The organism is Carbonatibacter coralli (genome assembly GCF_039592655.1).
Classification (GTDB): domain Bacteria; phylum Pseudomonadota; class Alphaproteobacteria; order Kiloniellales; family Kiloniellaceae; genus Carbonatibacter; species Carbonatibacter coralli.
On the sequence record NZ_JBBUTJ010000002.1, the window covers coordinates 385,017 to 406,184 of the forward strand.

The window sequence follows — 21,168 nt, forward strand, 5'->3', positions numbered from 1 at the left end:
GGGGATTTTCACCTCACATTGGAAAACACATTCCCGTGACAGGACCAACAGTACGGACGCAGAACAGCTGTCCCGGACGGACGGAGCCCTCTTTCATGAAGGACAATCCTTTTTTGTCCTTCTGGTCACATCCGTTTTCCTGCAGCCTTCAGACAAACCACAACCATATGCCATGCGCCATTCCCAGAGGATACACGAAGGCACCTGCAACAAGCAGCACCCACTCCCCCATCATGGCAGAGAAGACAAGATGCGTAATCCACGCGGCTGGCGTGACCATTCCGAAACAAAGGCCGTAAAAGGGAAAGACAACAGTTCCCACGCTTCGAACATCCATTTGAAAACCTCAAACAATTGCCCGGCTTCCAATGACAACAATACGCTTCTGCTGACAGAAACACCCTGCGGCATGGCGTCTCCCCTTTGCGATCTTCTGTTCTGATCCCAACCCGTTCAGAAACAGACAGCGCCCGCTCTGACAAGGTCCCCGCTCACCCGCCTCCTGCAGCCCCGAAACAAAAAAAGGAGGCCCGAAGGCCTCCCTTTCCCCGTAACAACCGGCTCAGCCCAGCCGCTTTTGCAGCTCGCGCTTGACGTCCAGCAAACTTGCCGAGGCCGGGACGGAAAGGGCAACATAACCATCACCCATAAAACCGCGATCCACCTCGATCAGACAGTGCATGATCTCTCCGTCCGGAACAAAGGACAGTTCGATCTCACGCGTTCCCGAACGCCAGTTCAGCGGGCGATATTCCAGCTCCTGATAACAACCGGAACGTGATGCAAAGGTACGGGTGCGCAGATAGCCTTTCTCGACATCGGCTTTCACCATCCCGAAACCGGCTTCTTCCAGCGCTGTCATGAAATGCCTGACCACCTGTGACGGGTAAACCCAGAGGTAATCCTTGTCTGTCGGGTCCAGCGCGTTGTCGATATCCAGTGAGCTTTGCAGCCAGACCACGGACTGGTTGTTGCGCAGCTCCAGCGCTGTGATCGGTGTTTCCGGATGCAACCGGAACGAAAACGGCAAACGCTTTTGCTCTGCCGGTTGAAGCTTGAAGCTGCCTGCGACCTTCATCGATGCCAGACAGACACTGTGCCAGGCCTCGTCTGTTTTCGCCCTGGTCATCAGGTTCAGGTTGATGTGGTCAATCTCCTGTTCAACATCGCCTCCGCGAATATCGAAATAACCACGCACTTCGCTGCCCTGTTCAATATGATCATCTTCCAGAACCGCATCAATCTGCGCCGCACCAATTCCGATGGACGCAAAAACCTTTTTCAGCATCAATAACTCCGGGGTCAAAAACAACTACACCCCGGAAAATAGGAACAAGATTGAAAAAGAAAAGCCCTTGAAAACAGAAAAAATCTCTCTGGAACAGGGCAAGAGCTTCTAGCTCTGACGGGCCTCGTTCATGCAGGCTTCACGGTCCGGCAGGAAATCGTTGGCCACCCACCACAGCTCGACACGGCGGAGTGTTTCCCCAATCCTCGGCCCCTTTTCAAAACCGTCCATAATCAGGTCCCGCCCCTGAAGCGGGAAAGCCGGTTTGCGGAAGTGAAAAAGCTCGTCCAGCAGTTCGGCAGCCAGCCTGATTTCCCCTGTGTTGCTGCCAGCCAGCAGCAGCTTGGCAGCAGCGAGGTTGCGATCCTGCTGGTAGAAAAACAGGCGTGGATCAGCCCTGAGCTCCTGCAGGCTTCGCTCCTGCTGCCCCATCAGGGCATCACAGAAGAACTCCCGCTCGATCTTCGAAAAACGCAGGCGATTGGGTAGATTGCAGAGTTTTTCCTGACATTCATCCGGCGCATCCGGAGCGTTTGGATAAAGAGAGGCCAGACGGACCAGCGGAGAAAAGCCCTCTGCAAGAGTCACAGCCATTCTGCCCTGCAGATCAAGCAGGTCCTTCAAGGGCCCGAGATCACGCCCTTCCGGCAGGAACTCCCCCAGCACTCCCAACTGCTCCATCACCTCCAGAACCGGAAGGGGATCACGCGCATCCAGCAGCTTGACCCATTCGGTCCGGATGCGCTCTGCTGAAAGCCCCCGGATCATGCTCTTGAGATCACGACAGGCCGCCAGCGCCCCGGCATCGTGCTGCCCGCCGCCGTAGTGGGCAAAGAAGCGGAAATAGCGCAAAAGGCGCAGGGCATCCTCCCGAATGCGCGCATGGGCATCCCCGACAAAGCGGATGCACCCCCGCGCCAGATCATCAAGCCCACCATAATAGTCAAAGATTGTCCCGTCCGGACGGCAGGACAGTGCATTCATGGTCAGATCGCGGCGGGCGGCATCCTTTTCCCAGCTTCCGGTAAAGGCCACTGTCGCATGACGGCCATTGGTCTCGACATCAAGGCGGAGCGTTGTAATTTCAAAGGGGACATGGTTGCTGACGGCCGTGACCGTGCCATGATCCAGCCCGGTCGGAATCACCTTGAGACCGGCCTTGTTCAGCAGCTTCATGACTGTTTCAGGGTGATCCGGCGTCGCGATATCAATATCCTTGACGGGCCGTCCCAGAACAGCATCACGCACACAGCCCCCGACAAAGCGAACGTCCTGCCCCCGGGCAGAAAGTGCAGCCATCACTGCCCTGCTTTCCCAGGAGACCATCCAGTCCTGTGCTTCAATCCTGCGCTCAACTCCGCTCATTGCGGTGCCTCATTGTCATCTGCGCAGGTTCAGGCTTCAGTCCGGGGAAGGTCCGCACGAAGACGGTCGAGCAGATCAACCAGCATCCCGGCTGTTGCTCCCCAGATGTCCATTCCCTGCCATGGAAAGGAAAAATAATAGCGCTCAACACCATTGCGCCAGGTGTGATACTGCTTCCTGTTTTCGGGCTGGAGCAACCAGTAAAGAGGCACTTCAAAAGCCTTTGCCACTTCAAAAGCGTCCAGCGTCAGATCCCGTTCATGATCCAGCGATCCCGGAATCAGACCGACAACAGGAATTACATGATACCCCGTTCCTGTTACATAAGGATCAAGGGAACGTGACAGTTCTATTTTATTGGCAGACAATCCGATTTCTTCAAGCGTTTCCCTCAATGCAGTGTCCACCGGGCTCCTGTCACCCGGGTCCATCCGTCCGCCGGGGAAGGCAACCTGACCGGGGTGATCGTGCAGGTGGGCTGTACGCTGCGTCAAAAGAACGGTTGCTCCCCCGGGGCGCAAAACAATTGGCACCAGCACCGCAGCAGGCGTCAGCTCTTTTTCGGGAGCGACAGGATCATGGGGGTTCAGATCATAGTCACTGCGCACAGAGGCTGCCCCCTGATTGTGCCAGCCAAAAGCCTGCGAAAAGGGACCATCCGGAGACAGGGGTGCAGGAACAGTACGCTCAAAGGCCCAGTTTTCTGCCAGACAACGACGCACACGCGCCTCTGTCCAGAGATCGTCACCTTGTTGCACAGGCAAATCCATAGGCTTCATTCAGCATCCCCCAAAACGTGGAAGACACCATCACTCCAGAATCCGAAGTCGCGTCCCCTGCTCTCGGAAAGCTCGACCAGATGGAACCAGGCCGAACGCACCAGACGTGCCTCCAGCCCCTTGCCCAGTTCAGCGTAAAGCGACGGCTCCCCGGTCTGCTCATCCGCAACAACGCGCAACGGGTTTTCCGGACCAAAGGTGATCCACTGATCAATATTGGTGCGCAGGGAGACCAACTGGCGCGGCCCCTCTCCACGAAATTCCTCTTTGACTTCCAGACCAAGATAGGGCGCATCCTCCACCCTGACACGGGTGCGCTCAACAGGTGTCACCAGCCAGTAACTTCCGTCCTCCTCCCGACGCAGGACAGTTGAAAACAGCTTCACCAATTGCGGACGCGCGATGAGACCACCTTCGTGGAACCAGCGCCCATCCTTGCGTATTTCTATGGAATCATTGGCACATTGCTCTGGCAAAGACACAGTGATAACTCCCGTCACCATCAGACCTGTCAAACGAGTCTCAGGATTTCAATGCTACGCCTCTGCCCCGAAAGACACAAGATCATGGCACAGGATCAGGACACCCGATCAGGGAAAAGGATCACACCCGGAATCCCCTTAGTCCCTGACAGGATAAATGGTCCCGACCGGCAACTTTTCCCAGCCTTTTTTCTGAAGATCCATCACCTGGAACTTTCGCGCATCAACCTCGACAATCATATCATAGCCCTTCGGCACAGCGGCTTCAAAACCGAACCGCGCATAATAGGATGGCTCGCCGACCAGAAAACACAGCTCATATCCGAGCTTCTGCGCATGATGCAGCCCCTGTTCCATCAGGGCGCGCCCGATCCCTCCCCCCTGAAGGGTCGGATCAACCGCCAGCGGACCAAGCAACAGGGCCCGCCCGCCCGCCAGTTCAACCGGCCAGAACCGCAGGGATCCGAGCAAACGGCCATCCGGACAAACAGCAGCAAGGGACAGTTCGCCAAGCGCAGGAACAGAGTTGCGATAGCTGTAGGAGGGGCGCTTGTGGCGGTCCGCGCCAATCGTCTGATCAAGAAAGGCATCAAGATGCAGCTCGTGATCGCCGTCTTGCTGAACAAGGGAATAGGATGGAACCGCAACCTTTGCAGGCGGCTGGGTGTGAGAAAGCGTGGACGTCATCAGACTTCAATCCAAAACAGGTCTGCCCTTCAAAGTCGGCAGAAATAAAACAAACGAGTGAGGCCCTTGCAGTTCTGTCTGCGTCAGGCATGCGTCTGTTCTGTCTTTTTTGCTATGATACCACCATCTTTCCTGTCTTCCCATGCGGTTGATACACAGGGCCCGAAACGGCACAGATCACCAGCTCGCAAGCGAAGAATTCAGTTGTTTTTTGAAAACAGTGGAGAGAGTTTCACAGTCTGTTCAACAGAAACAGCACGCAGGTCTATCCCGCAAGCATCAGGCTTGCGGGCCACTACGTCGTCGGCTGTTTGCGAACAAGCAGATCATCTATCGCGTCTCTCAATCCTTACAGGGGAAGCCGCGGCAACCGGATATTTCCTTATTGCGCAGGCTTCGTATCGGGAAACTATTACCCTGCAAAACAAAAAAAGCAAACACAATTTTCCCATTTATGATGAACAGAAATTAATACAATCACTGATATACAGGACTCTTTTTCAACCCTTGCCCTTAAGCGCAGACATCAAGGCTTTCAGCAGAGGACTCCTCTTCTTCTCACCATCTCCTGAAGGTGAAAAAACGACACACAAAAGCCAAATCGACATACACACGTATTGAATGAATAATATTATATTCAAACCAAACACTAAATTGCTCCGATTCCTTCTCAAACACGCATTCCTGTTATGTTTTTGTTTACCGAATCTTTCTAAAATCCAAAAACAAATAACTCTTAAAAAGAGAAAAATAATCAGGACTGGATTACCCATGACTCGCATCGGAAACTGGCCCATTCGCATCAAGATGATGTTGGCGCCCGGCCTTATTCTTGCCTTCCTGATCGGCATAGGCCTTTATGCATCCTCACAGTTGCATAAATCGACTGCCACCATCACAACCATGAGCGAAGTGGAAATGCAAAAGCTGAGACAGCTCAGCGAATTTGCCATTACAGCACGCTTCATTGAAGCCAAACTTTTCCACATCACAGCCTACAGCTACATGAAGGCTCCTGCAGAAGATCTCGAAAAGCTTCAAAACGAGATCGAGGCAAACTTCAACAAGCTGGACAGCCTCAAACAGGATATCGCATCCTATCAGCTGGAGCCGGAAGAGCAGGAGATCCTGACAAGGATTGATGAAAACGTTCAGGTCTTCCGCAACAACGCAAACAACGCGTTAAAAGCTGTCATTCGCAACCCTGCCTTCGGCGCCGCCCTTGTGCGCAGCGCCACCAAGGCCATGAACGATTTCCTGACGGATCTGGACAGCTTCAAGGATCAGCAGACGAACAGCATTCTCGAGAATGCCGCACTGAGCGTGACCAAGGCCAGAGCAACACAATCCAACTTCTATATTCTGATTGCCGCCTGCATCGTTGTTGCCCTTGTTGTCGGCATTCTTTTCAGCAACATGATCATCAAACCTGTCAAAGGCATGACCCGAAACATGGAACGACTGTCCAGAGGTGAACTGGACATCGTCATCAGCGGTCACGAAAACCGGGATGAAATTGGCGCCATGGCCCGATCCCTCCTCGTTTTCAAGGAAAGCGCACAGGAAAACGAACGCATGCGCGAGGAAAGGGCCCGGCTGAGAGAACAGGAAGAACAGGAACGCAAGGCCATAGCCATGAAGCTGGCAGACGAGCTGGAAGCCAATGTCAAACAGAGCGTATCGACCATTGCACAGGCAACCCGCGCACTGGCTCAGGACTGCGATCATCTTCTGGCCTCCACACAAACGGTCTCGGAACAGGCCGGTCTTCTCGCCTCCAACACCACCGAAAGCTCTCAAAGCGCACAGAGCGTTGCAGGCTCAGCCCAGCAGATGTCATCAGCCATTCAGCAAATCAGCTCCCAGGTCAGGAATTCCTCGTCCATGACCCAGCAGGCGACCAATCAGGCCCAGCAGGTCGTACAGGAAATCTCCGGCCTGAGTGAGCTGGCCCAGAATGTCGGCGATGTGATCAAACTGATCGACGATATCGCGGAACAGACAAACCTTCTGGCCCTGAACGCAACCATTGAATCTGCCCGCGCAGGCGAAGCAGGAAAGGGCTTTGCCGTCGTTGCCGGCGAGGTCAAGGGGCTGGCCAACCAGACCGGACAGGCCACAACCAACATTCAAAGCCAGATTGTTGAAATTCAGCAGGAAACAAAAACGGCAGCAACAGCCGTGGGTTCCGTTGCCGAGACCATTGAATCAGTCACCACCATTTCCAGCGAGGTCAGCCAGGCCGTCACAGCGCAGGAAAGCATAACGGTTGAAATTTCCAGCAACATTCAACAGCTGGCAGCAACCGCGGAATCCTCTGCCCGCTCTGTCGAGCAGATCCGCGAAATGATGGAGCAGTCCTACGAAGCGACAGCAAGCATGCAGACCGCTTCGCGCGACCTCTCTCAAAGCATTGGTGATCTGGACCGCCAGGTCGCTGACTTTCTGAACAGCATCCGTCAATCAGCATGACAAGAACGCGGAGCTGTTCACCGTTTCAATACTCGCACTTAACACAAAAGCCCTCTCTTGCGTTTCGGGCAACGATACCATCAAGGAGATCCGGTATGTTTTCCAAACTTCACGCCCTGTCCCTCGGCCTCGCCGCTTCACTCGCTTTCACAGGCTCCGCACTGGCACTGGATGCCTCCGAGCTGATCACAAAAGGCAAGACAGCGGCACAGATCCTGTCCAGCGAAGGCATTGATGCAGGCTCTGTCAAACTCGGCGACCCGGCACAGGGTTATCTCGACCTGGACAATTCCGGCCTGCACACCTTTGGCGTCAACCGCAAGGGCATCATTCTGTTTGATCACTCCAAGCAGACCGAAAAGGGCATGGACATTTCCGGCTTTGCCCTTCCAACCGGCTCAACAGTTGTCGATGACATCCTCAAGGCCGTTGACAACGGTGACGGAACCTTCTCCTGGCCGGGCGATGCCATTCCCCACCCTGTAACAGGCGCGCTGCAGTCCAGCACAGTGCACTGTGAGGCCGTCAACTCCAGCGACATCGTCTGCGCCATGGCCTGGTTCTGACAACCAGCCCCCGACAGTCAAAACAAAAAAGCTGCTCCGGTCATCCGGAGCAGCTTTTTCTTGTCCCTTATGCAGATGTGTTATTCAGCAGGCTCCAGCTCGCCTTCCAGCTTTTTCGCCTCTGCGAACAGACGCCCTGCGAAGTCCTGATCTTCCTCCAGCACATCCTGACAGGCCTTCTGAACAGCCAGCGTCACCATGTCCATCGCTTCCCGATCAATGTTCAAATTCATCGGGAAGGATTTCAGCGCATAGATCACAGCCTTTTCATTGTGAGCATCCAGATTGTAGTCCGTCTGACGGAAACCCGTGCTGTAACTGATATAGGGCACATTGTGACCATCAATCTTGTGACCTGTGCGGAACCAGAACCAGAGCTTGTTGGCTACCCTTTCCTGAAGCTCGTTGCCCAGCACCAGCGCATCCAGATACCGTGGATCCGTCAACTCTTTCCGATAGAAGAAAGACGCATGGATTAGCGGCGGATAAACGCGGAACAGGGACACAAAGCCGTTGTCCGCTTCATTCACAACCGTCATGGAACGGTAATCCTCCCTGATATGCTGGCGCAGATAGGCCTGCGCTTCCAGCACACCCCCCAGCATCACCTGGAAACCCTCCTTGCCGAAGAGCTTGAGCGTTGCCCATCCTGCCATGGAATAGGCACCGGTCCGTGATGTTTCCAGAGTATAGAGGCCCGGATTGTATTCCGTCCGCTCCTGCAGATAATCGGAACCACCACGGCGCATCAGATCAACAAAGGTGTCTTCATCCTGCATCAGGAACAGGGAGCAGTTATAGGGCGCCCAGCCTGTCTTGTGGAAATCACAACCAATGGCGTCCGCATGACGCAGTTCCATCATGGCTTCGTGATTGGCTTTCAGATGCGGCAGAACCTCTTCCGAAAAACCCAGCGGATTTGCTGCGAAGTCATAGCCCTTGAACATAATCCAGGACCAGCCGATCACCGCATCGCAATAGAGGAAAGGCTTCCCGTAACCCTTTGCGTTCTGGTAATTGTCCAGCAACGCGCGCACCTCGCCAACCGGATCAATCGCAAAGGCATCTGTTGTCCCCGTCGTACAAATCACGGAAATAACCGGTTCTCTCTTGAGACGACACTGCTCCAGCATTTCCTTCAGGTGATCAATGCTCATCGCATTTGTCACGGGGTCCGTGTCGATCTCAATAATGTTGTTCATGCCCAGACCGGTCCAGTCTGTGGTGTTCTCCTTGACGTAGTGGCCCTGTCTGGAAACGAGGATCTTTCCATCCTCGCGAATTCCCGTGAAACGGCTTTCCTTGCCCAGAACGCGCGTCAGGGCATATTTCAACCCATAGAGATAACAGCCTGTTCCACCAAAGGTATAAAGACCGCCGCACTTGTCCGCATCCCATCCCAGCAGATCGCCCAGCATGTAGGCAGACTCCTTTTCAGAGAACTCGACATTCCAGGCATATTCGCCCTCAATGATATTCGGACTGAAGATTTCCGTCATCATGGCTGCGACCATCCCGCCAATGTTGGCCGGAGGAATCACGTTCGGCATGGTCAGGGGAGAGTTCCAGTTCGGCATTCCCTCAAAAAGGGCAGCCGACTGATCAATCACCTCATTGACCGAAGACACTTTCTCGGCAAGACGGGCTGTCTTTGCCTTGCTGTAATCCGGCTGGTTGTTGCAATGCGCGTTGTAGTCCTGTGGATTGACAGAGGGAATTTTGCCGAGATATCCCGGCCCGCCCGGCTCCTGCTTGAGCGCATTGACGCGCTCGACGGCCTTGCTGACAGCCTGCTGCAGCAGGTTGTCCTCTGCAGGGTTGCGATCCGGCGCAGGAAAGAAATGGTTAATTTGCGAACGTTTTTCGGCCCAGGCAGGAGCGCCCTCCTGAAGACCTTTGCGAGTGATTTTACGAAAACCTGTTTTCATTCTTTTTCTCCATGTGTAGCTCCCCTTCGACAACACAAAGCGGGGCAACAGATGAAGACTAAAATCAGGTCGTTAATTTTTTATGATTTTCTACCTGAAAGAGAAACAATCTCTTTTGTTTTTTCAAACACACAGCGGATATAGCTCCCCTGCCCGGTTTCTTGCAGGCAGGGGAAATAAACAACAGGCAAGACTGGCATCAGCTTTTGTAGTCAGGCTCATTTCTGTCCAGCTTGCGGATCAATCCGGCCCATTCCGTCTTTCCGTCATAGTTGTAGTGTTCCGACTTCGCCATCTGATCCTGATAGCGGGCCACCTTCTGCGGGTCGAGCAGGTGCAGCTCCCGCCCCATGGACAGTGTTTTGATCTGTGCAGAACAGGTCTGTCTCAGAAAGTAGGAACGGAAAAAAGCCTCTGCTGCTGTCGTCCCCAGTGCATAGTAGCCATGGTTCCGACTGATCAGAATATCGTGGCTTCCCAGTGTAGACACAAAGTGCCGGCCAAACTCCTCATCCTCGTCAAACTCGTACTCAATATAGCCCAGCAGGTTGCCCAAATAGACAGCGGGCTGGTTCAGCGGCATCAAACCCTCCTCAATGGACCCGACAGCCATGACCTCTTCCTCGTGACCATGGATGAAGAACATGACATCCTGTCGCGCCCCGAAAATCCACTGACACAGGTTCTGCGCCCCGTCATTCAACCAGGGAGCAGTCGGGTCTGTCGGCTTGCCATCCGGTCCGACCCTGATCATCATCGAGGCCGTTGCCTCTTCCCAGAACATCCCGTAAGGATGCATCAGATAATGATCCGGCTGATCCGGCACACGCGCTCCAACCGCTCCGTTGGCCAGATCCGACATGCCATAGTGCGCCAGAATGCGAAAGATCGCTGCCAGCTCCACACGCGCCTGCCATTCGGCATCACTGCATTCAAAGGGTTTTGTTTCCGTAGCCAAACTCATGATTTTTCTCTCCCTGTTGCATGTCTCTCAAGTGTTCTGATTGCCGAGTGGAGGTCATCCCGATCCGCATAGATGCCCTCGATCAAACGTTTTCCACCCTGTGCGTCATATCCGTTGCGTCCATGCAGGACCCGCCGGTTGTCAAAGGCAAGCAGGTCCCCGGACCGATAGGCAAATTTCATCTGATAGGCTTCATCCTGTGCCCGTCGGGCAAAAGCCCTGTAGGAGCGATAGGCTCTGTCCTGATCTTCCAGCGCGGCAACCAGCGGCGCCCGAAGCCAGGAGTTGTAGCGAACAGCTGTGATCTCACCGGATGTCCCCAGTTCGACAACAGGCCCCGATGCCTTGTAGCCGGATCGTTTCGAGCGGTTGTTGTAGGTCCAGCAGATTTCACACAGAGCCCTGAAATGCTCAGGTTCCTCCTCTCTCAGATCCTCTGCTATGCGGCAGGCATCCGTATAGATGCCCTCTCCGCCGGAGGTCGTGTTCTCCCGGCAAAAGAGGAACTGCAAACCGTGCGGGCATTCTCGCGTGGGCATGTCAATGTGCTGCAGCAAGGCTGAAGAGGTAAAAGCGTTGCTGTCAGGATCATCCTTGATTTCCAGTGTATACATGCGCCCGAAGTTTGATTCGCGCACGGGACCAATGCGTTCAACCGTTTCCATCAGCAAGCCGTCACGAACAGGCAATCCCTCCAGACGGGCCACTCCGTAATCCCGCAGGGCACGCAGCCAGGACAGGAAAACAGTCTCATCACCCAGAGCTTGCGAACCGTCAAAAGTCGGAGGCTCGGTCAGTTCGCGCCCTCTCCACAGAATCGGCGCAGGAATCAGAGGTTCAACGACACCCGACCAGCCAATTCCTCTCAACCAGCCGGGATGATAGCGGCTCCCCCTTCTGCCATGTGACCAGAAAACCTCAATGCCCCCATCTTCTGAAATCTGTGCATCAACAACCTTCAACTCTTCAGGAAAATCCAGAGGCGACAGGACCGTCTCCCTTGAAAGGGGATGCAGGACATCTCCGGCAGGGTCGTTTTCTGCAAGAAGCAGGGGATGATAGGCACAGCGCGCTCCGTCCGACCATTCAACAACCAGCGCACCATCCTGCACCAGAAACCTTTCCGTCTTCGCTGTTACCGGCCAGACCTCGAAATCCGGTGTCAAAGGTAAATCGACATTTTCCATGATGATCAACTCCTGTCCTGCCTTTGATCGTAAGTGGAAAACGCTCAGAACATTTGATATTAAAGAACTATGACCTTGCACCAAGAAACGCAAAATCCATGAAGACGATCTGCATCCATGTCTCGGCAGGCTTTCCCGTCCTGTCCCTGACCCTGATCACCGAGCCTCTTCGTTTGGCCAACAGGGAACTGGGACGGGAAGAGTTCATCTGGTCAATCATCTCGGATGAAGGCGGAACCCTTCACTCCTCCAGCAACCTGCCGATCACAACAGACCCTCTGCCCGACAGCAAACCGGATGCTGTGATAGTGCTGACGTCCTACAGGCCGGATCGCTCGGCCACGCCCAGAACCCTGAGCTGGCTGCGCAAACTGGATCGACTGGGCTGTCTGATGGGTTGCGTGGACACTGGTGCCCTGGTCTTTGCGAAGGCAGGCCTGCTCAACACCCGCCCGGCAGCCACTCACCCGGAAGCCATTTCGGGTTTCCTGCAACAGTTCCCCAACAGTCTTTTCATTGATCGTCTGATGGACTTCTCACCACCGCGTCTTTCCAGCGCCGGAGGTGTTGCCACACTGGATATGACCCTAGCCCTCATTGCACATTTCAACGATGAAACACTCTCCGGCAGAATAGCGGAAATCCTGACCTACAAACCTCTGCTGCACGGCCCGGACCCCCAACAACTGCCCCGCAGTATTGCGCCGGAAATACACGATGCCGTCTCCATCATGGAGGCCAATCTTTCCCGGTGCCTCGGCATCGCGGAAATTGCTGACAGGGTCGGGCTTCCGGTCTGGAAACTGACCCGGCTGTTCAAACGCTATCTCCACAGCTCACCGACAAGCTATTACATGAAACGGCGTCTGGTCCGCGCACGCGACATGCTGCGCAACTCGACACTTCCGGTCGGAGACATTGCCATACAGTGCGGCTATGAAAATGCCGAAGCCTTCTCCCGCGCCTATCGGAACCGCTATGGCAAGCCCCCATCCGAAGACAGGGGGCTTTAGGAACCCAGTTTGTCAAAGCGCTCCTCAATTGCCTTGTCCCAGTCCATCATCGCCTGATTTTTCACGATAAAATCCAGAAAGACCCTGACCTTTGGCGCCAGGTTTCTGTTGATCGGATAGACAGAATACAGAGAAATATCATGCCCAAGCGACCAGTCCTGCAGGATCGGCACAACACGTCCGCTGACAAGGGCATCCATCGCACTGAAAGTCGGCAGAAACGCAAAACCCAACCCGCGTGCAACTGCTGAAAGTGCGAAATTGTCATTGTTCACAGTCAACTGACTCCTGACCTGAACAGACACCTTTCCCTGCGCACCGAAAAACTCGAGAATTTTCCGGGAATCATAGCGATAGTTGACAAAGGGGATCTTCGCCAGTTCTCCCGGATGCTTTGGCACACCATACTTTTCCAACAGGGACGGAGCAGCAATCAGCACCATTTTTATGGTCTTCAAACGCCGTGCAATAAGCCGTGAATCCTGCAGATCACTGATCCTCAGCCCAACATCAAACCCGTCCTCTATCAGATCGACAATCTGATCGTTCATGACAAAATCAATTTCAATGTCGGGATAGAGCCTCATAAACTCGGCAATGATGTCCGGCATCCACAGGGTCGAGAAGCTCATCGGTGCGTTGATTCGCAACAGTCCTCTGGGGGAATTGGTCAGATTGTGAATATCGTGGCGGGCATCTTCCATCGCATCCAGCGCCAGACGGCTTTTGTTGAAAAATATCTCCCCTGCCTCTGTCAGCGACAGTTTGCGTGTTGTCCGGTTCAGCAGGCGAATGCCCAGATTGTCCTCAAGACGGCTGACCTGTTTGGATACGGCAGACTTGCTCTGGCGCATCTGTTCTGCTGCTGCAGTGAAGCTGCCCTCTTCAACAACAGCGATAAAAACCTCAACGTCATTCCAGTCCACAACATTCCTCCGCACTGTATCCTGAAGCGAAACAATCTTGTTCCATTTCTGCGGATTTTATCACCACTTCGCAATAACTATCTTTCATTCAGACACAATCAACGGGGCCGAGAAGCGAAATCCGGTTTCCCCACACGCAATCGAGGAGCCGCAATCATGCTCAAACACTCTCCTTTCGAAAGTCTGGGTCGCATGGACATTGACTGGCTTTCAGCCCGCTACCATTTCAGTTTTGCCAACTACCACAACCCGGAGCGCATGGGGTTTGGCCCCTTGCGCGTCTGGAATGATGATACGATCAAGCCCGGCTCCGGGTTTCCGATGCACGGTCATCGCGACATGGAAATCATCACCTATGTGCGCAAGGGTGCGATTACCCACGAAGACCATCTTGGCAACAGGGGCCGCACAGAAGCCGGGGACATCCAGGTGATGTCTGCAGGCAAGGGCATCATGCACAGCGAATACAACCACGAAAGCGAAGACACCCTGATTTTCCAGATCTGGGTTGAACCGGATCAGACAGGCCTTCCTGCACGCTGGGAACAACGCAGCTTCGACAAGACAGAGCACAGCAACGGCTTTCAGCTTTTTGCATCAGGCCGCGCCGGAGATCTGGAAACCCGGGGCAATGATGACGGGATCATGGTCATTCATCAGGACGTGGCACTCTATGGAGGAGTTCTGGACAGGGAACAGACGCTGTCGCAACCACTCGAAAGCGGCCGCGGCATCTATGCTGTGGTGGTCAGGGGAGTTGCTGAGATCAACGGAACAGTCATCAGGGAACGCGATGCCGTTGCGCTTTACGATGAAGAGACAATGAACATCAAGGCCCTTGAAAACAGTGAAGTTCTCTTCATGGATGTTCCTCTTACACAATAGTCCGTCTCGGCAGGGACAGGACATCACTCGTGATTTGCCTCAGACCGGTTTCCCCGGATCACCCGGGATGGAACCGAAACAGAAAGCCGGAACAGAAAAACAGAGAAAACAGGAGAAAGACCAATGGGCTTGCTCGTAAATGGTGAATGGAAAGATCAGTGGTATGACACCGAAAGCACAGGTGGCCACTTTCAGCGACAGGACGCCAAGCTGCGCAACTGGGTCACGCGCGATGGCTCTGCGGGGCCGACTGGTGAAACCGGATTCAAGGCCGAGGCCGGACGCTATCACCTCTATGTCTGCAACGCCTGTCCCTGGGCGCACCGCACCCTGATTTTCCGTGCCCTCAAAGGTCTTGAAGAGGTGATTTCCGTCTCGGCTGTTCACTGGCGCATGCGGGAAAACGGCTGGGAGTTTCATCCCGAACCCTCCGATCCGCACGCACAGCCGGCAACAGAAGATCACCTTCACGGTTACAGCTTCCTGCACCAGCTCTACACACACAGTCTTCCGGATTATTCCGGTCGCGTGACAGTTCCCCTGCTCTGGGACAGGAAACAGGACCGCCCGGTCAGCAACGAGTCCTCGGAAATCATCCGCATGCTGAACTCTGCCTTTGATGATCTTGCCACAAACGAGCTGCCGGACATGTACCCGGAAGAACTGCGCGAAGAGATTGATGCTGTGAACGAGGACATTTACCACAACATAAACAACGGTGTTTACAAGACAGGCTTTGCAACAACACAGAACGCTTATGAAGAGGCTTTCGATCAGCTCTTTGCCGCCCTGGAGCGGACAGAAAAGCGCCTCGAACAAAACCGCTATCTGCTGGGTAACCGCCTGACCGAGGCCGACTGGCGCCTTTTCACAACGCTGATCCGTTTTGATCCTGTATACGTAGGACATTTCAAATGTAACAATAAACGAATTCAGGATTATCCCAGCCTCTGGGGCTACACACGGGAGCTGTATCAGATGCCGCATGTTGCCCGGACCGTGCACCACTATCATATCAAGGCGCACTATTACGGCAGCCACGATACGATCAACCCAACACTGGTCATCCCCAAAGGTCCCGAGATTGACTTTGACCTCCCCCATGGTCGCGGATAAGCAAGCCAGCTTTCCTTGCGCTTAACTGCCAAAGACGCCGCGACCATCCGTGCCCCTGCCCCATCTCCCCCATCCCCGGGCAGGGGCACAACCCTTCTCCCGGAATGCAATTTGAGGCAGCTCTTCTGCCCCTAAATCCGCCTTTTGACTAGAGAAACCACTAGATAGTGTATGTCCTGTCACAGGATTGAAAAATAAAGGGCACAAGCCCTTCACAAAGACATCCCGTTGTGATAGAGACTCTCCACTTTCCGCAGACTCCGTTTGCGGAAGAACCCTTGTCGTCGGGAATTCTTCCCGCGATTTATCTTACCCCGCCTTTCCTCATGCACTGTTGCATCAGCAGCAGAACAGGGGTCTGGCACTTGAAAGGAGTTGATGTCCGTGCAGGTACACGTTCGTGACAACAACGTCGATCAGGCTCTCCGCGCGCTGAAAAAGAAACTTCAGCGTGAAGGCGTCTTCCGTGAAATGAAGCTGCGCCGTCACTTTGAGAAGCCGTCCGAGCGCAAAAAGCGTGAAGGTGCCGAAGCAGTACGTCGTTACCGCAAGGTTCTGCGCAAGCGCATGGATCGCGAAGGCTACTAAGAGCCAGATCGCGTTTCACGACGGCGTCTGCCGACGTCTCCCGTTTTCGGGACAAAAAAGCCGCTGCAACCCGCTGCGGCTTTTTTGCTGCCTGCAGAAAACTTGCCGACACCGCCCTTCCAGTCCGGCATCATGTTTTCATGGCTTTGGACTGCGATCCCGTCCAAAACAGTAAGCGGCTCTCTGCCATCTCGCTCAAAGCGATCACGACAATTGATGCCCACCCTTTTTGCTGTCATCCTTTGCAGCCGTCCAGTCCTCACAAGAACCTTGAGATCCGGCAGACATACAAAGCGGAGTCGAACCCAAAGGACCAAAATCACCGGTCTTTGTCTCTGCTTCAACAACTATCCCAACAATTTCAAAACTGTAGAGAGCCCCCCGGGCGGGCTCCCGGGGTACATGCCCCTGCCTCATTGCAGGATCAGGGGCTGGAATCAATTCATTTGCTTGATTTTTATACCTAATTTTGTTTCAAGAATTTTTGAATGACACGCTTTGATCTGACTGAGCATGAACAAGCGATCATTTCCTGTTTTTACCTGCATGTGATCGTGGTCCTTCTGACAGGAATGACCGTATTACCCTGATGTATTTTTCGCACAGGCGCACTATGGCGGGAGATGCACAAGGAAATGAAACCTGTCAATCATCGAACCGGCTCTGGCCGCAACTGGACGAGGAAAAGACAACAAAATGTCAAAACTTGGTATTATGATTTGTGGCCATGGTAGCCGTGCGAAATCCGCTGAGGAAGAGTTCTCTCTTCTTGCGAAAGGCATTCGTGAACGCTATCCGGACATTCCCGTAGAATTCGGCTTCCTGGAATATTCAGCGCCCAACATCCACATGGGACTGAACGCTCTGGTCGAGAAGGGTGTCACCGAAATTATTGCCGTTCCCGGAATGCTTTTCGCGGCGACACACGCCAAGAATGACATTCCTTCGGTTCTGAGCACCTATCAGGAAAAACACCCCGGTCTGACCATCCGGTATGGTCGGGAACTGGGATTGCACCCGCAAATGATCGCAGCTTTCGAGGCGCGTATCCTCGAAGCCATCGGCAAGGATCATGTTCATGATGGCGAGCTTTACGATACAATGCTTGTTGTCGTGGGACGCGGAACATCCGACACACTGGCCAATGCGGAAGCTGCAAAACTGACGCGCATTGTCAGTGAAAATCTCGGCTTTGGCTGGTCCGAAACAGTCTATTCCGGAGTGACCTTCCCCTCTGTCGGCCGTGGCCTGGAAATGTCCATAAAACTGGGCTTCAAAAAAGTTGTCGTAGCCCCCTATTTTCTGTTCACAGGCCGCCTGATCGACCGGATCAACGGCTATGTGGATCGCGTTGCGCAAACAGCTCCTGAAGTACAGTTTTACAAAGCCGGATACCTGAAGGATCAGGCCCACGTCATTGATACCTTCGTGGAAAGAATTGAAGAAGCCAAATCCGGAAAACTGCAGGACAGTGCTGATCTCATGGGTTCCTTCAAGGAACGACTGGAGCGTGGGGAAGTCGAAATCCATCACCACCATGCGGAATTCAAGGATCCGCTCGACGAAGAAGCCGGCGGTGGACATTCACACGACCACGACCATGATCATGATCACGGCCATCATCATCATGACCACGGGCACGATCACGGACATCACCACCACCATCACGGCCACAGCCACGGAGTGTACAAGCACATTGCGCACCCCAATGGCCCACGCACGATGATTGATGAAGGTGTTTGCTGCTGTTTCATGAGCCAGTTCCCCCAGAACGTCATCGACGAAGAACGCGAAATGCGCGCGAACAAGGGTTGATCCCTGCTTCACAGCAAAAAAGCCGCTGCAACCTGCTGCGGCTTTTTTGCTGCCCGACACCCGGGCTTTAAAAGCGAACCAGCCGGAGCAAGGCATCCGACGAAGCGATCGCTCTGAAAGAAGAGCCATTCAACAAGCCCCTCCCCGGATCAGCCTCGAGCTTATAAATCCCTAGGTTCTTGCAACTCCTTCTGAAGCTCTTCCAGCTGTTCCAGCACAGTCATGAATTTCTCGCCAAAGGCTGTGACAGAATATTCCACGCGCGGAGGCACTTCGGGATAGACCTGCTTGTCAAGAATACCGAAGTCAACATTGCGGCGCAGGCAGTCGTTCAGGACCTTGGTGCTCAGACCATCCACAGAGCGAACCATTTCCCCCGGGCGATTGATGCCGTGTGCCAGCAACTGATAGACCGTCAGGGACCACTTGCAGCCGTAAATTGTCTCAACCATCCGGGCTGAATCTCCAGGTGGCAGCTTCCGTTCAAAAATTTTTTCCTTTGTTTCCATAAAGATATCCCGTTTTGTGCCCAGGGCACCAAATTGTGCTTACTTTTCCGGCGCCCCGAAAGCCCCGATCTTTGGCTCATCAAGTCTATCACACCAAGGAGCCAGATCATGACAGATACACAATCCTTTTCCCACAAGGGTTCCGCCCTCATTATCGGCGGCACCAGCGGCATGGGTCTTGAAACCGCACGCCTCCTCGTTCAGAGGGGAGTTCCGGTCATACTCGTCGGCAAACGTGCCGAAAAGCTGAACCATGCCGTTGCCGAACTCTCTGCACTTGGCACCGCAACCGGCATCCAGACCGATCTCTACGAACCGGCCTCCGTCACAGACCTTGTCAGCAAAGTGGAACAGTCTCCGACCCCCATAGCCTATCTGGTAAATGCGGCCGGATACTTCAATCCGAAAGCCTTCCTGGATCACACGGAAGCAGACTATGACATCTACATGGAACTCAACAAGGCGACCTTCCGCATCACGCAGGCCGCGACAAGATCCATGCAGGCAAACGGCGGGGGCGCTGTGGTCAATATCGGCTCCATGTGGGCCAAACAGGCCATCAAGGCAACGCCTTCTTCGGCCTACTCCATGGCTAAGGCCGGTCTCCACGCGCTGACACAGCACATGGCCATGGAGCTGGCAGACAGCAACATCCGTGTGAATGCCGTATCTCCTGCCGTGGTTCGTACTCCGATCTATGAAGCCTTCATCCCGAAGGAAGAGCTTTCCGGCACGCTCGACAGCTTCAACGGCTTTCATCCAATTGGCCGCGTCGGAACCGCCGGTGACGTTGCACAGGCCATCGCCTTCCTGCTGTCCGATCAGGCCGGCTGGATCACAGGATCCATTCAGGATGTCGATGGTGGGGTCATGGCCGGGCGAAACTGAGCAGCTCTCCCTTTGCGCCTGGCTGTTGACGCCACAGGCTGAAAGGCCTATGTGCAGGGGAGCGGACTGTCCGCTCCCCTTTCCCGTTTCAGGAGTTCAGCATGAGCACAAGAGAAGAAGAACTTCAGGCCCGTCTGGACGCTCTGGAAATGACCGTTGCCGAACAGCAGCGGGAGATTGACGATCTCAACGCCATGGTCACAAAGCAGTGGGACACGCTTGGTCTCTACAAGGCACAGATCAACAAGATGATCGACCAGATCAGCGATCTGGAGCAGGGTGACGGTCCGGCAGCAAACCAGAAGCCACCACACTACTGAAGCCCTTTACAGCTCTGCCCCCAGCAAGCTGCGCGATTTTTTGCGCAGCAGGACGAAACAGAGAAGAAGCGTGGCGAACTCTGCAAGCGGCAGAGCATAAAAAGCTCCCATATAGCCCCAGATCTGCCAGAACAGGGCGATAAGGGCAACCGGCAGGAAAAGAGCTCTGGCAAAGGCAATCAGTGCTGATTTCCCGGCCTGTCCGGTCCCTGTAAAGTAGGCAGACACAGCAATGGAAATCCCGTTGAGCAGGAACAGGAACCAGACAACTCTGGTAAACTCGACAGCCAGTTCCACAACGCCCTCTGTCTCTTCCCTTTCCAGAAAGAGTGATATGAGTTCACGCGGCCACAGAAAGAGAATGGCAGCCAGAAGCATCCCGCAAGCCAGATTGAAGACAATGGCACAGTTCAAAAAGGACCGTGTTCGCACAAACTTCCCGGCTCCGTGGTTCACACTGATCAGCGGGACGACGCCCTCGCTCACCCCGTAGAACAGCAAAACGCCCAGAAAGAGCATGTAATTGACAATCGTAAAGGCCGCAACGCCTTCGGTTCCGATTGAAACAATCAGGATCCAGTTGAAAAGAAAGACAATCAAACCGCCCGAGCTTTCATTGAGAAACTCTGAAAAACCGTTGCGTGAAGCCTGAACAAGACTGCGGAACGATCCTGACGGTCTGACAAAACGCAATCGGGCACGCGCTGACAGGAAATGGGACAGCATAATCAGCAGCCCGAAAACGTAGGACAGTCCCGTTGCCAGAGCAGCCCCCGTAACACCCAGCTCAAACCAGGCAATAAGAATATAGTCGAGAGCAACATTGCCGACGGCAGGGATCATCATTCCGGCCAGCACAAGTCCCGGCCTTCCATCCACACGCAGGAAATGGCTCAAAAGCAGATCAACAGCCAGCACCGGCAGGAACCAGCCCAGCACCCAGACATACTCGGCGCTCAGATCTAGCAAGCCCCCTCTGGCACCGAACAGACGGACAACCTGCTCGGGAAACAGCAACAGGACACAGGCGAGCAGAGCAAAAAGCATCAGCACAAAAACAAGCGCCTGACTGAAGACATCATTGGCACTGTCCTGCCTTCCCTCACCGACATGCTGCCCGGCAATGACAGCCGAACCGACAGCCAGCATGATCAGCACACCAAAAACCAGACCAAAAAACGGCGCGGTCAGACTGAGAGCAGCCAGAGCATCCGCTCCGACATAGTTCCCCACAAAGATTCCATCAATGATGCTGGCAGAGGAAATGGCAAGCATGCCAAGTGTAGACGGCAGGGCAAAGCGAACAAACAGCCCGACCGGTCCGTTCACAATCATGGAATTTTCGTCTTCTGTTGCCATCTTTCAACCTGCAGAATGCGCCCGGAACCGG

The 21,168-nt window shown here is 54.2% G+C and carries 21 protein-coding genes; 9 read left to right on the forward strand and 12 right to left on the reverse strand.

The annotated features are described in order from the left end of the window. Positions 1 to 148: 148 nt before the first annotated feature. From AAAH10_RS07265 to AAAH10_RS07290, 6 genes are all read right to left on the reverse strand, one after another. Positions 149 to 337, reverse strand: a complete 189-nt coding sequence (locus AAAH10_RS07265; protein ID WP_343562055.1) for a hypothetical protein — start codon at positions 335 to 337, stop codon at positions 149 to 151. Positions 338 to 562: 225 nt separating this feature from the next. Next, entirely contained in the window at positions 563 to 1,288 is a 726-nt protein-coding gene (locus tag AAAH10_RS07270; RefSeq protein ID WP_343562057.1) for a sporulation protein, read from the reverse strand. Positions 1,289 to 1,396: 108 nt separating this feature from the next. Continuing rightward, positions 1,397 to 2,653, reverse strand: a complete 1,257-nt coding sequence (locus AAAH10_RS07275) for a CCA tRNA nucleotidyltransferase (protein WP_343562059.1) — start codon at positions 2,651 to 2,653, stop codon at positions 1,397 to 1,399. A 29-nt stretch (positions 2,654 to 2,682) separates the two neighbouring features. After that, positions 2,683 to 3,432 (reverse strand): NUDIX hydrolase, encoded by a 750-nt coding sequence (locus AAAH10_RS07280; RefSeq protein ID WP_343562061.1) that lies wholly within the window; start codon positions 3,430 to 3,432, stop codon positions 2,683 to 2,685. After that, positions 3,429 to 3,914, reverse strand: coding sequence for a DUF1285 domain-containing protein (locus AAAH10_RS07285; protein WP_343562063.1), 486 nt, complete (start codon positions 3,912 to 3,914; stop codon positions 3,429 to 3,431). Before AAAH10_RS07285 ends, AAAH10_RS07280 begins: the two co-directional genes overlap by 4 nt. Before the next feature lie 138 nt (positions 3,915 to 4,052). Further along, positions 4,053 to 4,601: a GNAT family N-acetyltransferase gene (locus AAAH10_RS07290; protein WP_343562065.1), complete on the reverse strand. Its 549-nt coding sequence runs from the start codon at positions 4,599 to 4,601 to the stop codon at positions 4,053 to 4,055. Positions 4,602 to 5,372: 771 nt separating this feature from the next. Between AAAH10_RS07290 and AAAH10_RS07295 the strand changes: the two genes are divergently transcribed. Continuing rightward, entirely contained in the window at positions 5,373 to 7,073 is a 1,701-nt protein-coding gene (locus tag AAAH10_RS07295) for a methyl-accepting chemotaxis protein (RefSeq protein ID WP_343562067.1), read from the forward strand. 95 nt (positions 7,074 to 7,168) lie between these two features. Next, entirely contained in the window at positions 7,169 to 7,639 is a 471-nt protein-coding gene (locus AAAH10_RS07300; RefSeq protein ID WP_343562069.1) for a hypothetical protein, read from the forward strand. 80 nt (positions 7,640 to 7,719) lie between these two features. On the opposite strand, the gene AAAH10_RS07305 is transcribed toward AAAH10_RS07300, so the two are convergent. The 3 genes from AAAH10_RS07305 to AAAH10_RS07315 all read right to left on the reverse strand — a co-directional run bounded on the left by AAAH10_RS07305 (position 7,720) and on the right by AAAH10_RS07315 (position 11,718). Then, entirely contained in the window at positions 7,720 to 9,567 is a 1,848-nt protein-coding gene (locus tag AAAH10_RS07305) for a pyridoxal phosphate-dependent decarboxylase family protein (RefSeq protein WP_343562071.1), read from the reverse strand. Positions 9,568 to 9,766: 199 nt separating this feature from the next. Beyond that, the gene (locus tag AAAH10_RS07310) at positions 9,767 to 10,531 is read right to left on the reverse strand and encodes a class II aldolase/adducin family protein (protein ID WP_343562072.1); all 765 of its coding nucleotides are present in this window, start codon (positions 10,529 to 10,531) and stop codon (positions 9,767 to 9,769) included. After that, a complete protein-coding gene (locus AAAH10_RS07315; RefSeq protein WP_343562075.1) occupies positions 10,528 to 11,718 on the reverse strand; it encodes a TauD/TfdA family dioxygenase in 1,191 nt (396 codons plus the stop codon). Before AAAH10_RS07315 ends, AAAH10_RS07310 begins: the two co-directional genes overlap by 4 nt. A gap of 98 nt (positions 11,719 to 11,816) precedes the next feature. Here AAAH10_RS07315 and AAAH10_RS07320 point away from each other — a divergent pair, with 98 nt between their 5' ends. Further along, the gene (locus tag AAAH10_RS07320; protein WP_343562077.1) at positions 11,817 to 12,731 is read left to right on the forward strand and encodes a GlxA family transcriptional regulator; all 915 of its coding nucleotides are present in this window, start codon (positions 11,817 to 11,819) and stop codon (positions 12,729 to 12,731) included. Here AAAH10_RS07320 and AAAH10_RS07325 read toward each other — a convergent pair. Continuing rightward, on the reverse strand, positions 12,728 to 13,657 hold the full coding sequence (locus AAAH10_RS07325; RefSeq protein ID WP_343562079.1) for a LysR family transcriptional regulator: 930 nt from the start codon (positions 13,655 to 13,657) through the stop codon (positions 12,728 to 12,730). The genes AAAH10_RS07320 and AAAH10_RS07325 overlap by 4 nt on opposite strands. Positions 13,658 to 13,813: 156 nt before the next feature. Here AAAH10_RS07325 and AAAH10_RS07330 point away from each other — a divergent pair, with 156 nt between their 5' ends. From AAAH10_RS07330 to AAAH10_RS07345, 4 genes are all read left to right on the forward strand, one after another. Continuing rightward, on the forward strand, positions 13,814 to 14,542 hold the full coding sequence (locus AAAH10_RS07330; protein ID WP_343562081.1) for a pirin family protein: 729 nt from the start codon (positions 13,814 to 13,816) through the stop codon (positions 14,540 to 14,542). Between the two features lie 123 nt (positions 14,543 to 14,665). Beyond that, complete coding sequence (locus AAAH10_RS07335) at positions 14,666 to 15,658, forward strand: glutathione S-transferase family protein (protein ID WP_343562083.1); 993 nt, start codon at positions 14,666 to 14,668, stop codon at positions 15,656 to 15,658. Positions 15,659 to 16,042: 384 nt separating this feature from the next. Next, positions 16,043 to 16,246, forward strand: a complete 204-nt coding sequence (gene rpsU, locus AAAH10_RS07340) for a 30S ribosomal protein S21 (protein WP_343562085.1) — start codon at positions 16,043 to 16,045, stop codon at positions 16,244 to 16,246. A gap of 696 nt (positions 16,247 to 16,942) precedes the next feature. Continuing rightward, a complete protein-coding gene (locus AAAH10_RS07345) occupies positions 16,943 to 18,061 on the forward strand; it encodes a sirohydrochlorin chelatase (RefSeq protein WP_343562087.1) in 1,119 nt (372 codons plus the stop codon). Between the two features lie 161 nt (positions 18,062 to 18,222). On the opposite strand, the gene AAAH10_RS07350 is transcribed toward AAAH10_RS07345, so the two are convergent. Next, positions 18,223 to 18,513, reverse strand: a complete 291-nt coding sequence (locus AAAH10_RS07350; RefSeq protein WP_343562089.1) for a winged helix-turn-helix transcriptional regulator — start codon at positions 18,511 to 18,513, stop codon at positions 18,223 to 18,225. A 165-nt stretch (positions 18,514 to 18,678) separates the two neighbouring features. On the opposite strand from AAAH10_RS07350, the gene AAAH10_RS07355 reads away from it, so the two are divergent. Beyond that, the gene (locus AAAH10_RS07355) at positions 18,679 to 19,458 is read left to right on the forward strand and encodes an SDR family NAD(P)-dependent oxidoreductase (protein WP_343562091.1); all 780 of its coding nucleotides are present in this window, start codon (positions 18,679 to 18,681) and stop codon (positions 19,456 to 19,458) included. Between the two features lie 101 nt (positions 19,459 to 19,559). Next, the gene (locus AAAH10_RS07360; protein ID WP_343562093.1) at positions 19,560 to 19,778 is read left to right on the forward strand and encodes a SlyX family protein; all 219 of its coding nucleotides are present in this window, start codon (positions 19,560 to 19,562) and stop codon (positions 19,776 to 19,778) included. A gap of 6 nt (positions 19,779 to 19,784) precedes the next feature. Here the strand turns inward: AAAH10_RS07360 and AAAH10_RS07365 are convergent, their stop codons facing one another. Continuing rightward, on the reverse strand, positions 19,785 to 21,137 hold the full coding sequence (locus AAAH10_RS07365) for an MATE family efflux transporter (protein ID WP_343562095.1): 1,353 nt from the start codon (positions 21,135 to 21,137) through the stop codon (positions 19,785 to 19,787). Positions 21,138 to 21,168 lie beyond the last annotated feature (31 nt).